Annotated in this window: 17 protein-coding genes; 11 read left to right on the top strand and 6 right to left on the bottom strand. The window is 43.0% G+C overall.

Annotation, left to right across the window (positions count from 1 at the left end; genetic code table 11):
- Window positions 1-484 precede the first annotated feature (484 nt).
- A complete protein-coding gene (locus SIC45_RS06775) occupies window positions 485-1021 on the top strand; it encodes a YcxB family protein (protein WP_319631543.1) in 537 nt (178 codons plus the stop codon).
- 116 nt (window positions 1022-1137) lie between these two features.
- Window positions 1138-1431, top strand: a complete 294-nt coding sequence (locus SIC45_RS06770) for a hypothetical protein (RefSeq protein ID WP_319631542.1) — start codon at window positions 1138-1140, stop codon at window positions 1429-1431.
- Window positions 1432-1788: 357 nt separating this feature from the next.
- On the opposite strand, the gene SIC45_RS06765 is transcribed toward SIC45_RS06770, so the two are convergent.
- On the bottom strand, window positions 1789-2298 hold the full coding sequence (locus SIC45_RS06765) for a YcxB family protein (RefSeq protein WP_319631541.1): 510 nt from the start codon (window positions 2296-2298) through the stop codon (window positions 1789-1791).
- 401 nt (window positions 2299-2699) lie between these two features.
- Here SIC45_RS06765 and SIC45_RS06760 point away from each other — a divergent pair, with 401 nt between their 5' ends.
- The 5 genes from SIC45_RS06760 to SIC45_RS06740 all read left to right on the top strand — a co-directional run bounded on the left by SIC45_RS06760 (window position 2700) and on the right by SIC45_RS06740 (window position 4449).
- Window positions 2700-2855 carry a hypothetical protein gene (locus SIC45_RS06760; protein ID WP_319631540.1) on the top strand — a complete coding sequence of 52 codons (156 nt, stop codon included), beginning with the start codon at window positions 2700-2702 and terminating at the stop codon, window positions 2853-2855.
- On the top strand, window positions 2856-3221 hold the full coding sequence (locus SIC45_RS06755) for a GNAT family N-acetyltransferase (protein ID WP_319632938.1): 366 nt from the start codon (window positions 2856-2858) through the stop codon (window positions 3219-3221). It begins immediately after the preceding gene.
- A gap of 19 nt (window positions 3222-3240) precedes the next feature.
- Complete coding sequence (locus SIC45_RS06750) at window positions 3241-3372, top strand: hypothetical protein (RefSeq protein ID WP_319631539.1); 132 nt, start codon at window positions 3241-3243, stop codon at window positions 3370-3372.
- Between the two features lie 44 nt (window positions 3373-3416).
- Window positions 3417-3710: a hypothetical protein gene (locus SIC45_RS06745; protein WP_319631538.1), complete on the top strand. Its 294-nt coding sequence runs from the start codon at window positions 3417-3419 to the stop codon at window positions 3708-3710.
- Between the two features lie 175 nt (window positions 3711-3885).
- On the top strand, window positions 3886-4449 hold the full coding sequence (locus SIC45_RS06740; RefSeq protein ID WP_319631537.1) for a hypothetical protein: 564 nt from the start codon (window positions 3886-3888) through the stop codon (window positions 4447-4449).
- 649 nt (window positions 4450-5098) lie between these two features.
- On the opposite strand, the gene SIC45_RS06735 is transcribed toward SIC45_RS06740, so the two are convergent.
- The 5 genes from SIC45_RS06735 to SIC45_RS06715 all read right to left on the bottom strand — a co-directional run bounded on the left by SIC45_RS06735 (window position 5099) and on the right by SIC45_RS06715 (window position 10964).
- Window positions 5099-5518: a type II toxin-antitoxin system death-on-curing family toxin gene (locus tag SIC45_RS06735; RefSeq protein ID WP_319631536.1), complete on the bottom strand. Its 420-nt coding sequence runs from the start codon at window positions 5516-5518 to the stop codon at window positions 5099-5101.
- A gap of 19 nt (window positions 5519-5537) precedes the next feature.
- The gene (locus SIC45_RS06730) at window positions 5538-5804 is read right to left on the bottom strand and encodes an AbrB/MazE/SpoVT family DNA-binding domain-containing protein (protein ID WP_319631535.1); all 267 of its coding nucleotides are present in this window, start codon (window positions 5802-5804) and stop codon (window positions 5538-5540) included.
- Window positions 5805-6216: 412 nt separating this feature from the next.
- On the bottom strand, window positions 6217-6552 hold the full coding sequence (locus tag SIC45_RS06725) for a DUF4181 domain-containing protein (RefSeq protein WP_413645509.1): 336 nt from the start codon (window positions 6550-6552) through the stop codon (window positions 6217-6219).
- 444 nt (window positions 6553-6996) lie between these two features.
- A complete protein-coding gene (locus SIC45_RS06720; protein ID WP_319631533.1) occupies window positions 6997-9498 on the bottom strand; it encodes a DUF2339 domain-containing protein in 2502 nt (833 codons plus the stop codon).
- A gap of 170 nt (window positions 9499-9668) precedes the next feature.
- Complete coding sequence (locus tag SIC45_RS06715) at window positions 9669-10964, bottom strand: hypothetical protein (protein WP_319631532.1); 1296 nt, start codon at window positions 10962-10964, stop codon at window positions 9669-9671.
- A 274-nt stretch (window positions 10965-11238) separates the two neighbouring features.
- Here SIC45_RS06715 and SIC45_RS06710 point away from each other — a divergent pair, with 274 nt between their 5' ends.
- The 4 genes from SIC45_RS06710 to SIC45_RS06695 all read left to right on the top strand — a co-directional run bounded on the left by SIC45_RS06710 (window position 11239) and on the right by SIC45_RS06695 (window position 14301).
- Window positions 11239-11385 carry a hypothetical protein gene (locus SIC45_RS06710; protein WP_319631531.1) on the top strand — a complete coding sequence of 49 codons (147 nt, stop codon included), beginning with the start codon at window positions 11239-11241 and terminating at the stop codon, window positions 11383-11385.
- A 75-nt stretch (window positions 11386-11460) separates the two neighbouring features.
- Window positions 11461-11751, top strand: a complete 291-nt coding sequence (locus SIC45_RS06705; RefSeq protein ID WP_319631530.1) for a hypothetical protein — start codon at window positions 11461-11463, stop codon at window positions 11749-11751.
- A 63-nt stretch (window positions 11752-11814) separates the two neighbouring features.
- A complete protein-coding gene (locus SIC45_RS06700) occupies window positions 11815-12003 on the top strand; it encodes a hypothetical protein (RefSeq protein ID WP_319631529.1) in 189 nt (62 codons plus the stop codon).
- Window positions 12004-13605: 1602 nt separating this feature from the next.
- Entirely contained in the window at window positions 13606-14301 is a 696-nt protein-coding gene (locus SIC45_RS06695; protein ID WP_319631528.1) for a transposase, read from the top strand.
- The last annotated feature ends 405 nt before the right edge of the window (window positions 14302-14706 follow it).

Raw genomic sequence — 14706 nt, 5'->3', positions numbered from 1 at the left:
TATAGGCAGTTTTTGTTAAGATATTTTTCATCTATCCCTTTTTTATTGCTAAAGCTGTCTATATCCTAGATAAGAGAATCATATTGGCCGAATAAATTCTCTTGTTCAAAAACAGCATTGGCCGTCGAATCAGCCAATGTCAAAGGAGCATACCATGGTTCATTCCCCTATTTTTCGTTGGTTTTTGATCGTCACGCTATCCCTGGTGGGACTCGCCTCATTAGGTATCTTTCTTTGGATCGGGGGTCGTCTTGGTTTTATGAATATTCATCCGAGGATTTATGTTTTTAAGGTTCTCCTGCTATCCGTCCTCTGCTGCTTGTCGGTTTTTCTTTTCAAACAGCAATGGCTAACGGTGATGATGGCGCTCGCGACCTTGTATATGCCTGTCCATCTCTACATCCTTCTGCTTCTAAGTTATCAAGTGTAGCCAAATGCCAGGCCAGAACCCCATGTACTTAATCTTTCTGCCAGGAGGTCGATCATGAACCAGGAAGTCACCTTTCACGGGACATCTATCCGAAAAGACTTTCGCCATTACTACCGCTATCATACCCAGCGAACCATGTATTATTTGTCGCTCACGGTTTTTCTGCTTGTATGGATCCTGCTTTCCGTGATATTCATGTTTTATGGACTCGGGCTCACTTATACGCCTCTGGAATTTGTTTTCGCATACAGCTTTTCGTTGTTTTTTCCGGTCGTTTACGCATTAATCTGGTACGCCAACGCGCGGCTTCGTTCCTTTCAAGACGACCGCGAAAACAAAGACCTTGCCGGGGATACTCATTATGAAGCTGGCCTCGGGGAAATCAAGCTAAAGACATCAAATATTCAGGCCAGCTACCGTTGGGAAAATTTCGTTTCTGTTCATGAACATCGGGATATGTTTCGTCTGTATGTCACGAAACGAAGAGGTTTTTTCATTCCCAAGCATTATTTCGATTCCCCGGAGCAGGTCGGACACTTTCGTCAATTGCTAAAGCAACACGCTCCAACAACCAAAAAACATCTGTTTTAAAAAACAAGCACAACATCAAACAATTATCTATGACGTCTAAAACTCACCAACTTTAACCGAAAAGGAACTTTATGGAAGCGTCCCTTTTCTACGTCAAAATCTTTAAGGATCAGGCCATGAATTCAAAAATCATGTATATCGGCGTATGGAATATTCTTCTCGTCGGCACGCTATTATATCTTTCTCTTATCATGCCGATTGAATGGGTCTCCCCATTTATCGAAAAACCCTCTTTTTCTCTTCACCAAAGCACGTCTGGTATTGCCTTGGTTGTGCTTCTCGTTATTATGCTGGGCTTTGCTGCTGCTATTATGTCGCTTATCTTGGAAAAAATTCACCTTATTGTTATATCCATCCTGCTTTATTTATCGATGGCGATTCATACTCTTCTGTACATTATTTTTCTTTAAAGATCATTTGATGAATAGAGGCTTTCGTCTAAGTACTTAGGCTATTGATCGTTTTTCTGCTTCTGCATAATTACAGATGACGAGCAGACTTTCATCTTAAAAAACAAGCATCTCGCCTCCCCTTTCAGGGATCGAGATGCTTGTTAGTTTTTGGTTGACCGATGCCCCCACACCTGATATTTGGTTTGGTGAAATGATTGTCTTATAGATGATGCAGTTATTTGATGTCCTCCTGACTGGAGAAGAAATGCTTCGGTAGAACAATACTCTGTTTGGGGGTGGGAGGAATCCGATTATGTACCATCCTTATGATTCAGGAAAGTCTATTTCCACCGCTGCCATCATCGTCGTCTCCGATTAGTTATTCTTCCATCGGCCCTCTTTTCGTTTCGTAAACTGATGATTTAAAAGGTCATAGACACGCGCCAACTGCTCCCCCTCGCCAAAGAAATGCTGCGGAACAGGGATAAACTGGCCGCCAATTAAATGAAACTGGAAGCATTCCTTGGCTTCGATAACCTGGTGGATTTCTTCCCATTTCCAGCACTGGTTTCCATTGACCGCTTGTCTGCGCAGCTTCTGCTTATCAAGCTGAACCTGTTGTTCCTCTTGCAGGAACTGCAGACCATCGTACTGCTTTTCCGCTTGACGCTGCACACGTATCATCAACACGCCAAAGCTCATAGCCGCACCGCTTAATCCCAGAAAGAAAGCCCCCACCCAGTTCTCTCCAATTGCAATTAAGAAAGCAAAGAATGAAGTCACCCCCATCGAGATGGTGTTAGCAATAATAGTACGCTTGTTAAATGCGATGAGTTGTTGAGCAAAGACCTCTCTCTTAATACTTCCTGCACCATTAATCTCCATGATAAAAAACTCCTTTTAGACGTATCAACTAGGAAAAGGACATAAGCTTTTTGGGTACTTACGTCCATCTCTTTCCTTCGCTGCTGTTATTTCCTTTTCCTTTCCATTTTAGCAGTTCTTGCAAGGGGTCTGGCCATATCTAACATTCCGATCACTCCCTCGAGTTGGATCGAATTCCAAGCTGATTTCTCTCATTACCTTTTCATAAAAGTTTTTTCATTCTATCGTCGTCTAAAAACCTTAACTTCTAGAAGGCATACCAAACATCACATTTTTGGCTCTAAAAACAGAGTGTTTTTTATCTAAAAGTTCGTTTACAATGCAAATTGCAGACTTTTAAACAAATCACACTGCATCATAAAATAAGTAAAACGCCGTTCCTTAAAAGGAGAACGACCAGTATGTTTACGCTCACCAGTCCACGGCTGATGTTTCGAAATTACACTGAACAGGACTTCGATTTTCTTCGGGGGATGCTCGCTTCACAGGAAATGATGCAATATATCGGCCAGGGGGCGACGAAAACGCTCCAGGAAACGGAACAATTTTTGCAATAGATATTTGGCCATTACGAGGAAGATGAACGGCTTGGTTTAAAAGTCATCGAGCATATGCCAACACAAACGAGGGTTGGCCATGCAGGCATTGTTCCTCAAATGCTACACGGTCAGCGCCATTATGAAATTGGTTATTGGGTCATTACCGAAGCGCAGGGCAATGGTTATGCAAAAGAAGCAGCTCAGGCCTTTTTTCATTTTGGTAAAACGGGCCTTCGCCTGGAACAAATGATTGCGCTCGTTCAGCCTCAAAATAAGGCTTCCATCCAGGTAGCTAAAAGTTTACCTATGCAGTTAGAAATTGTAGAGCAATTTAACGGCCAGGAAGTTCATATTCACTCGAATGCAACCTTAGACCACAAATAAACACACGGAGGACTTCACGTTGACCGAACGTATTGGATATGCACGGGTATCTACCTTTCACAAGGATTTTAGCTTCCAGCAGCAATTAGAAGAAGCCGGTCGCCATCGAATTTTCACCGAAAAGGCAGCAGTAACAAAAACTACCGAATAGAGCGTAGCTCGGTGCTGCGTTCCTCTCTGAAGGATTTGATACTTATGACTTCACCAATAATGTCCATCATGGTTTGGAATCTTCTCCTGGTTGGAACCCTTGTGTATCTTTCTCTCACATTGCCGATTGAGTGGCTCACCTTCTTTACGCAAGAGGGCTCTTTTTCTCTCTACCAGAACCTTTCCGGGATAGCCCTGGTGATGTTTCTTCTCGTTCTGTCAGGGTTGGCTGCGACGATCATGTCCCTGAAGCTGAAGAAACTTCACCTCATTATTTTATCTCTTCTACTATACTTATCCATGGCCATTGAAACCGTGCTCTACACTTTTGTTTTTTAAATGCCGAAGGAACAACAAAAGACCTGGAGGCAAATATTCCTCCAAGCATTCATGATCTTCTTGGTCTATTACATCATTTCACTATTCGGATAGGTAATAGACTGAATACCGTTGGTAAGAAGCACGCAAGTTACATCTGCCCCTGGTCATCTTGGCAAAAGGAGGGTCATTCGTAATGATTAAGGGTTTTATTCCAATCATATCCGCCGCATGTATTATTTCTGCTTGTGCCTCATCCCCCGACTATTATACGGAACAGGAGCAAGAACTGCCTTCTATTATTGATGAAGAGTGGACCTCCATTCCGCTCCCCTCATTGGAAAATGGTGAACTGACTCGTACAGTGATTCAGCAACCGGATGAAGAAGAACCCGAACGTTTAGATCTTTATTATACGGAGAATAAACGAGAAGAACTCCAATCCTATTTTCAGGACCCATCGAACCGTTCGGAATATGAAAAAGATTATCAAGTTAAATTATTGTATGGGAGCTGCGCTAAATCAGTGGACGCCACTGTTAAGTATGACAAAGATCAATCACTTGGAGCGCCAAAATTTGATCGAGAGATTATGATTGAAGATACAACGGTGATGTTTAGATATCAAGAAAATAATAATTTAAGTACTTATGTTTTTAATCACGCTCAAGGCCAGTACTCATTTACCTTCAATCGTTCCAACGTTTATGATGAGAAAAGGGAACGGGCAGAAATTAAAGCATTTCTTCAAAATAACTAGCATCCCATACAATGTCCAATATTCATGGTACTGTCGACGAAATCGAACCAGCTTCGTTCTCCGAAGTCCAAATACTAGAGGTGTCTATGATCCTCCAAAAAATTGCTTACGTGGCGAATTGGATTTTTATTGTCATTGGAACCTTATTGCTCTTACCTGCATTTTTACCTTCAAATGCAGATATCATTCAAAGCAGCAATATTTTTTATATGTACCAAGCAGGATTCTTTATCTTCGGACCTTTTATTTTAATATTAATGTTAGGATTACTCGCTTGCTGCTTGGCACTTATACTCCAAATCAGACATCTAATTATTCTGTCTCTGTTATTATTCGTTTCCCCCTTTCCTCTGGATTGGTTTTGCACTATTATTTTAATAAAAGCTTAAGGAGTCTGCCAATGAAAGACCATGATAAGCGTTATGAAGAAAAAGAAAGAAAACAAGTTTCTTAGGAATCTTAAAGAATGGCATATTTAAAGTAGTGAGATTTGTATTTGTTAAAGGGGGCCACCCGTGTTTTTATTTTTAACGGAATACAGAGCGATTCTCGGCGAAAAAATTGATAAAATAAGTTGGAATCATCCAAACTGTAGCTAAGGATAAAATTTATAACTTTGTTTCAACATGTAAAAAAATAAGTTGGCCAATCATCCTTCTAATGGCTGAATATATTCATCAATTTCTTCTATTATATAGTGAATGCAATCATTCTCTTTGAACTTATCATCGTAGGCTAAATATACTGTAAAGTCTTCCGCTTGCTTGGAGGTAAGAGTGAGTTTGTAGTTATTAAGTGTTAAAAAAGAATCGAACACCGTTAATGCCGTTCGTTTATTCCCATTCCGAAAAATGTGGCCTCCTCGTGCGATAGAATGATAATAGCAGCATGCTTTTTCGGGAATGGACGGATACATTTCTTGTCCGTACAGTTCCGTTTTTGGGCGATGTAACATAGTTTGGAAACTTTGATATTGTTTAATACCAGCTTGATCGCTGTCATTATACATTTCCATAACAGTATAATGAATAAAGAGAATTTCCTCTTCGGAAAAGTAAAATACCTTCATTAACTAATTCCTCCAAAGATCACCGGTCTTTTAAGTTTCGCAGGGCTTCATCGTATTTGTCTACGGCTCGATTCATTGCCTGCAATACATCTGGGCGAACCCCTTCCGGTAAAGAATGATTTGCTTTTTTCATAATAATTTCTCCAGTTTCTTCATTATAATGTACATTAATTTCATCACCTTTAGCCAACTGCAGTTTATCCGCGATAGCTTTAGGGATTCCAGCGGAAAGACTATTTCCTGATTGATTTAATCGCCGAGTATATCTTTTTTCCATCTGGGCCATGTAAGCTTCCCCTTTCTTTTCGGAAAAGTTTCTCAAATAGTTCAAGTATCAATAATATATATTGTAAGTATAGTATAAATAATAAGTATTTATAAAACAATACAAAAGTTACATTATAAAAAGTATTTTTCATGTTTTGAGACATAAATAAAAAAAAAGAAACCGATATATTAGATGTCTTTTCTTTTTCCATAAGAAGATTTGGGTAGCTTGTTACGTCTGTGTTACTTTTCAGATCAACATAATGACGATTATCAGCGGTCTTTTAGGAATTAAAACGTCTGCCCCACAATATTTCGCCTTCCGACTATCATAGATAAGAATTGTATTTCATATGTACCAATTACTTTTGTTTACAAATAAAGAGGCAATATTCTATTCTTTATTTCTTTTCTGTCGTTCGTAAAGACTGTTAACTCATCCACCATTGATATGCCATCACGACAGATGCTAGACCTATGAACGTCCCTCCTACGATCCACCAGTCGTACCAATAATCATCTTTATTGGCGCTTTCTTTTTTCCATACATACGTTCCGAACGTCATATACAATAAGAAAAGAGGAACAACAACGAAAAGAAGGGTCAAATGAATCGGAACTCCTCCAAAGTTGGTAATGGATAGTAAAAGAAAAACAATAATGATGGCAAACCACCGCGTTACTTGTTGATGAGTATTATTCGCATAGTGTTTGGAGCGCTCACGCCCATTGCGTTTCACATACCATCGCCGCGTCAGACGAAACATTAAGGACATGACTACCGCTATCAACAATAAAGTCGCGAACAGTCCCACGATAAACCATAGGTTCTCATTCATTAGGCTCCTACCCCTCTGTTTTTTCTTATTTCATGATAACAATCAATAAAATGAAAATAATATATTCTTTAAGTAATTTCACATTTAACAGAATATCCAAGGATTATTTTAAGATCAAAATTGTCTAAAACCTTTTGACTTCTGAACGGCATATCAAACACCCCATTTTTAGCGCTAAAAATGGGGTGTTTTCCATTGGCTTCATGAGCATCCGGATTTCACAGGTGCCCAAGTCCATGATTGGCTGGAGCAACGCATGAATTTCCGAGGTGCTTCGGAAAATACGGTTCGCAATTATGTGAATGAGCTGCGCGAGAGGTATCATATCCTGTTAATCTACCTTATATCCTTTAACGCCATTCCCATAATCTTTCATCTCTGACGGTTCGATACTCTCTGATACAGATACGAGATCCCGAGCAGCACAAAGCCAAAGCAGAAATAAGCAGCGATGGCACTGCTTTCGGCCAGAAAGGCAAGATCGAAGAGAAACAGCTTCCCCGTAGCAAACAAGGACAGGGCAAGGCCGAGCCGGCGGACATAGACGAAGTTCCGTTTAAATCCATACAAAATATAGCCGACGGCGGTCACAAGATAGATCACGCTGATAACAAAGCTGACGTCTCCGAGCTGAAGCTGCACGTGAAGAAACGCGGCCTGGACCGTGAGAAAGTAAATGGCGGCCAGCGCTGGATACCACTCTGCATTTTTGTACTGGCCGCGGATATAGGCGAGCAGCAGGTCACGGCCTGTTGCCATAACCAGCGCGTGGAAGCCGAGCAGGACCATAAGCGCGGTGTAATCGGTGATCGTATTTTCCGGTCCGTCCAAAGCCGGCATCGTCAGCGTCACCACTAGCCCGAGAAACCCGCCGGCCCCGTATAAAAATAGGCAGAAATACTTCACCACCCGATCATACAGCAGCGGCATCTTCTTCAAGCCGTATCCCAATCCAACAAATAGGAACGAAAGCAAAAGCCCTTGATAAAACCAGTAATGGTCAAAGGCTGAAGGGACATGCCAGTTGAACCAGTATAGGCTTTCATAGACACCGTATATCCAAACGTGAAGGAGCGTAACATACTTCACGCCAGCGATAAAATCGCTGAATCTCGGAAAGAGTCTCGTTTTTTTCCCCTTCGTCTGGTCAACAACATAGTAGAACATCACAAGCAGCAGCCCTGCGGTAACTACCGTGTATTTCAGATGGAAGAATTCCGGCGTCCATCCGTTCATATACAGGACACCTTCCCTTACAAACGCTGCGAGCGTCAAACCAAATACGGCCCAGCCGGCTTTTTCAAGCAAGACCAACCGATACCGATTGGCATACAGCATAATGATGATGCTCTCCACGAGCCAGCCAAGCGTGGCCCAGCCCACGCCGAACTGAAACGGCACCACCAGAACAGCGAAGGTCAGCGATGTCCCGTAAAACAACACCAAAGCCTGTTTTTCCTCATTCATCCGCTGCTCGACAAATTTTCCAAGGCCAAAATAAACGAGCCCGAAAACCACTGCCAGCAGCCCTCTGAAATCCGCCCAGCCCAAGTCGTCAAATAGAACATAGATCACGGTGCAGCTGATCGCGGTGTTGAATGCAAGCAGCACCACATCCGCCCATTTCACCGCTTTTCGATACGTCAGTGGATAACCGATCGTAAGCCCAAGATACAGCAGGAACGTTAGCACCGTATATGCTACGCTCATGCCGCTGGAGGGGGAAAGTACAATCAGGATGAAAAAAGCCGGCACGTTGAGCCAAAAGCTGATATGGTGGACGACGCTCCACTGTTTCTGAAACGAAATCCACAGAATGGCTCCGTTCAATATGAGAAAATAAGTCATCGCTGCAAAGACTGCGGCATCTTCCAGGGCAAATGCCAGTAAATAAGAATAAAACGGAAGATAGCCACCTGCGAGGCCGAACGTACAGACTGTTTTGGATTTATAATGAAGAGAGAGCACGACCGCCCCCGTGGTAACAAGCACCGACAGCAGAAGAGCGGGCGTAAGACCGATAATATTGAGTAAAAAATAACTGAAAAAAATCGAACCATATAATACAGCGATGCCGCCGCCGGTCAATCCAAGTGCAAACGTCTGTCTCTCTTTCCGGTAAAGCCATTCCCCTCCGGCCATCAGGAGAAGACCAAACACAGAAAACATGATACCTTTGAGTTCCTCATTGAACCACGTCGAATACGAGTACCGAAATGCCGCGGCCACCCCAAAAAGTATCAGCAGAATCCCTAACTTGTTAATCCAGCTCAAGCCGATCTTCATTTCCAGTTGATTGTCTCTCATCCGTTTCTGAACAGCCTCTTCGGACACTTCTTCCTCCGCCAGATCCTCGTACTGCGAAGAAAACGAACGAAGCAGTTCCTGCTCTTCGCGGTTCAGCTGTTCGCGTTCTTTCTGAGCTATTTCTTCGATCTCCTCTGATAATTCCTCCAGTTTCTGGTCCACCGCTTCGTTTTCCAGATGAATCGACTGCATTCGGCGTTTTTTTAACTTTTCAATGCTTACTTTGGTTTCTTCTTCAAACGCTTTCAGCTGATTGCGGCTGGAATCTGTCGATTTCCCAAAATATGTATGCAGTTTTTCCTTTGAAACCTTCAGAATATTGGTTTTTTCATCAAGAATTTGCTCCCGCAGCGAATGTCGGAGTTTCTCGTTCTCTTTTTCGATTTCGCGGTATTTTTCTCTCAGCTCCTGGAGGGTCTCCTGGTAAGCGGCGTTCTCCCGGCGAAGCGTTTCATTATCTTGATGAACTTCACTGGATTCATACTTTTTCACTACGGTCTCAAACTCTTCCAGCAATCTCGCCTGCTCCGCCTGCAGCCGCCGCAACTGCTCTTTCATCTCCTCCATTGCTTCTCCCTCCTTCTAAATGGAACCATTTTCTAACATTCCATTGTACTAGAAAAATAAGGAAATAAAATGAAAATCTTATCATTTCACTCTAATGACGATTATCAGCAGTTATCAAACAAGAAGGAGCGACTTTGCCCCTTCTTGTTGGCTTATAGACGAATGGCCTTTTACCGTTGATCACTGTACACATCCTCAACATTAAAAAATACATCTAATACATCGGTTTCGCCCTGGAGCGCCTCACGCATCCGCATGCCATCGACATTAATGCGTGCCTGACGGAAGTATCCCGGTTCCAATTGCTTCCATGCCTCGGTGGAGGCATCCACATTGGCAAAATAGCGATATCCCTGGTCCCGCAGCCACTCATACTTCGCTCCGTGATACGGATGCCAGTCACTTAAGTCGCTGCCAAACGCAAAAATCATGGCGTTTGTGTCTCCGACGAGAGGGGCAACTTCATCGTTCCATCGCTGGGTATCGGTTTGAAGATCCGCCAGGGACGTTTCCTGGACGTTCAAGTGGCCCCAGGTGTGGGAGGCAAAGGTCCATCCATCCGCTTTCATGGCGTCCGCGACCTGTCGAGCCTGCTCCTGGTCCGCTGCCAGATCCGGGTTCGGCTGGTTGCTTTCCGGCCCGTATGCGCTCTTCGAGGTCCGATAGCCCAGCACCCCATTATAGCCCGTGACAGCCACTATACCTTTGTGGCCGTGATAGGAAAAGTCCGGGTGCTCCTGCACAAAGTCATCGATCAGCGGAACCATGTCGTACGATCCTTGTTTGGTCTCCCCATCCGCCTCGACATAGGTGTTCGTCACGTCCCCCTGCTCATCCAAGATCAATTTGTTCGCAAATCCGTCCCCGTCCATGTACTCGTAATAGCTGAGGTCATCCTGGGAGAGCACCATGGGCTTTTTGCCCGGTGGTAATTGAAGATCTTGATAGGTCATCGTTCCGTCTGCATTCGGCTGCGCAAGATCGTCGATGGTCACCAGGACATAATCCCGTTCATAGAGGTCCTCGAGAATCGCTTGAAACTCTTCGACCGTCACCATATAATCCCGATAGCCCTGGCTCATCCCGTCTCCATCAAAGGCCCGTTGTTCATCAACAATCAAGGAATGGAAAAATAGGTGAGGAATGGGCTGGTCGCTATCCCAGGAAACCAATTTCTCCTTTTTTTGACGATAGGAATCGATGGCTTCTTGCGTCTTGGTCTGTTCCGATCCCTCCGCGTTTTCGAGTTGCTGGATAGCCTGGTCATAATCATATTGCGCTGCCTCTCGAGCAGCGGTATCGAGGACCTTTTGCTGTTCAGTCGACACGGAAGGGTTATCGTCTGATGAGGATGAATGCGACGTCGTCCCCTGTCCCTGTTGAACATAAATCATCGCCAATACGACCAGCATCACAGTTAATCCTATCAACCAATACGCTTTTCGTACCCGTCGTTTTCGCTTCATATGTATCGACCTTTCTCCGTGTTATCAACCATCGTTTCCTGAATGGTTTCATGATTATGGTACTACTGAGACTTTTATTTTACAATAAATAGAAAAACGAAAGACAATCATGTTAATGGTACAATCATGAGCTCATCTAAAACCCTTAACTTCTGGGCATTGACATCAACACCCCGTTTTTATCGTCAAAAACGGGGTGTTATCCATCTAAAAGTTCATCTATAATCAAATTTACAATATATATCAGACTTTTAAACAATTGGGAGGGACGCCCATGACCCAACGTATTGGTAAGGCACGCGTAACTACCTTTCACCAGAATTTCAGTCCCAAGCAACAACTGTTGGAAAAGGCTGGCTGCCTTCGGGTCTTTACTAAGAAAGTGACAGGAATAACAACCACCGTGCCACCAATAACATGAGCGTAAAAGATATTGTGAAAGTGACGGGCGTTCCCCGTTCGACGATTTATGCCAAATACAAGTGAGGCAGCCATGGTGCTTGAACGAATGGCCTATATCACAAATTGGTTGATCGTTCTTATCGGATATGTTCTGTTGATTTCTTCTTTTTTGATTCCTATAGAAAAAGGAGAAGATATCTGGGTTTATGAAACGGGCTTTTCCAATCCGCTTGTCACGTTCTTTTTTGCTATTATGTTTGGTCTATTCGCTTCCGCTTTAGCCTTAGTTATTCAAATCAATTATTTAATTCTTTTATCTCTTCTTTTGCTGTTCAGCCCGTTTCTTTTAATTGTTCTTCGCGTTATCTTCGTCGTGCTGTCCTGATAACAAAAAAGCAAGGTTTTCTCAACATCGGGGAGCTCGTTTGTTGGTTTGGAGGCGACAATCATGACTGGTAAACAATTATTATTATTTTTTAATTTATTTCCGACTGCTTTGGTGGTCGTTTTACTCTCCTTTTTTTTCGCTGGAGGCGCTATGACGGACTCGCCAAGTCGTGCGGTGGTAGCTGCGCCATGGTTCTTAATTTGTATCCCGATATGGCTTACAGGCGTCTTATTCTATCTCTTAGTTTGATTCAAAAATAGAAGACTATATTACGCTGCATTTTATATAGGGCTCACGTGGTTAGCAGCTCCCATAGGTATAGGAATAGCCGGCTCCATTTATTATTAATGTCAAAATTGCAGAGGTCACCATGATTCTTCAAAAAATTGCTTATATCACCAACTGGATTATTATTGTGATTGGATTTCTTTTCTATGTACCTTTTCTTCTTCCCTATAACATAAGTGAAAATATTTATATAGATAGCAGTGGATTCTTGTACGCTTTTTACATTTTTGTTTTCGTTCTTATGTTTGGTCTTTTTGCTTCCGTTCTAGCCCTCATTTTACAGGTCAGGCATCTGATTATTCTTTCGCTGATGTTATTTGTATCACCGTTTCTCCTCATTGCATCTCTTCTATTGTTTTATTAAATTACCAAGCCATTTCATTTTTTATGTCAAACTCTCAAGAGGTAACGATGAACGCTCGAAGAATCATGCATGTAATATGTCTAACAGTCATTCTTGTTGGATTTTTATCCTATCCTCCTGTTTTTTTCCTGCAACTCTGAGCGGGAATCTTTTCTATAATTTCTTTCATCTGATGAGTTTATTACCCATCGCTGGTTTAATGGCCTTTGTTTTAGCCTATACGCTGCGAAGCTATTACCTGATGTTTTTTTCTCTTTTATTATCCGCTTCGCCTTTTCTCCTGTTAGCTATCATTTTGCTGTTTGATTGATCAAATTAATGGACTGGAGGGAGATAAGATCTTCTATTTCTATGTTTTGTTTCTCATCATCATTGCTTTTATTGCCACAGGAATTATCTTTTTTATAAAAAATGCTTCCAAAATGAGTCGAAGATATTTCCTTCTAACACTTCTACTAGGAATGTTATCCATCTTTTGCTTTTCAGCTGGTTTTATCATCCCTGATCTCGGCTTTTCGGCTATCTTTTTCGCTCAAGCTGGTGTGCTTTTTTACACCTTTTTTGTATTAATGTCTATTCTTTATCCCTCTAAGGAATAGTTTCTCCCTAAGTTTTATTTCTCGATCTCGCTTTTTCACTTACAGCTTCCCGTTTTCTCTTTCACCAGAAATATTCATCATTTCGATGTTACCGATGATCATTTACATCATTTCGCTTATCGGGAGGAACTTCAAGTTTTAAATGACTACATACTACGCCTCCCCAATTAATCGTTTAGAAGAAAAGCGTTTATCCCAGATTCTAAAAAAATACGTCTGAAAGAAATAAAATTCCTATAAAAATAATGGTACTGCTCGCTAATAAAATGCCCAGCCTCATTAGTAAACGGTTATTAATAGCAAAGGCAGCCAGAGCTGCTAACAGGCCGGTAAAGAAGGTTACGCCGACAGTAATGATAAATCCGTAATCGACGAAGGCATAATAATAAGAAGCCTTATGTTGCAGGTTTGCTAACAATTATTTCCATTACCAATAAAAAAGAAACAGAATCCCCGTTGATACGGTACGATGACATCGACGAAAACACCATCGAGAAAGGATTCTGCCTCATATCTACCGTATCATATTCCTCCTGCATCGCCAATGCCTTTGATCAATGAAACCTCCGGTTCTTTATGTCTGCCCCAGCCGCTCATCATATGCAGAAGTTGCTGGAAGGCTGGACCCGGGAGCACCGCAACGGGAGCGTGAAGGCCCTCCAGGAAGCTGCCAATCATGATGCTCACCATTCGTCGGTCACCCGGTTTTTTCGCACGTCCCGGGTGGATGACCATGCCCTGGAGCGCAAGCTCCAGCGCTCGGTGCTGCAGCACCTCCAGCGGCAGGCGTCCTCCGCCAACCGGGTGCTCGACACGGCCCCCATGCCGTTACCAGCCAGAGACTGGGCCCAACGGGCCCGGCAGGTGGAAGATCCGGACCTTGTGACCGTCCGGATCACCACGTATGAAATGGTGCGGTTTCAGGGGCGGTTGAAAGGCGGCCTCTCAGGCGTCGTCGTTGGTTCCCGAGCTTCTGCTTCTCACGAAGCGTACCGGTTTTTCTTTTCCACCGATTCCTCGATGACTGCGGAGGATGTCTTATCCTGGTATCAGAACCGGTGGGCAATTGAAACCTTTTTCCAGGAAGCCAAGGGCAAGCTGTCGATGGGCGGGTACCGGCTGCGGATCGCTTCCGCGATCCGACGCTACCTGCTTCTCCTCCAAACCGTTGGCCTGGACGTTTGCGGGTACCATCAGCGAAGCCTTTCATGCCAGTCACCAGGACCACCGGCGACGGGAGATTACGGATATTTACCAGCGCGCCCGAGCGGGCGTGACTCTGGAGAGCGTGTATAAAACCTACCGCGTGGCTTGACCCGCAAAGCCATCGGTTGGATGATATTGTCGATGATTTCCAATATTTAAATCCATGACCAACATTTGTTTCCAAAGCTGCAACATTATAGTTTCATGATGATCCCTCCTATTCAATGAAAATATGTAAAATAATTCCTTTTATCTAATAAATCTATCATACATGAAAAAAAGCAAGAGCTTAAGCTTTCCCGTATTATTTCAAGAAATTGTATGATATATGTTTCTAACAAAAGCTAAGAAAATCGATCCTTTTCTTCTGTGCATGTCTAAGCAAAGGGCATATGCTTCAAAGCCAACTTCAAAGAGAAATCAATTTGACTTTTTGAAAAGCCCCCTGAAGAGCTAGTTGCAGTACCTCTATAGACAGGTTTTCTTTAATACTGG

This window comes from Marinococcus sp. PL1-022, from assembly GCF_033845285.1.
GTDB lineage: Bacteria > Bacillota > Bacilli > Bacillales > Marinococcaceae > Marinococcus.
The sequence above is the reverse complement of the archived record's forward strand: the minus strand, read 5'-3'. Positions and strand labels throughout refer to the sequence as shown.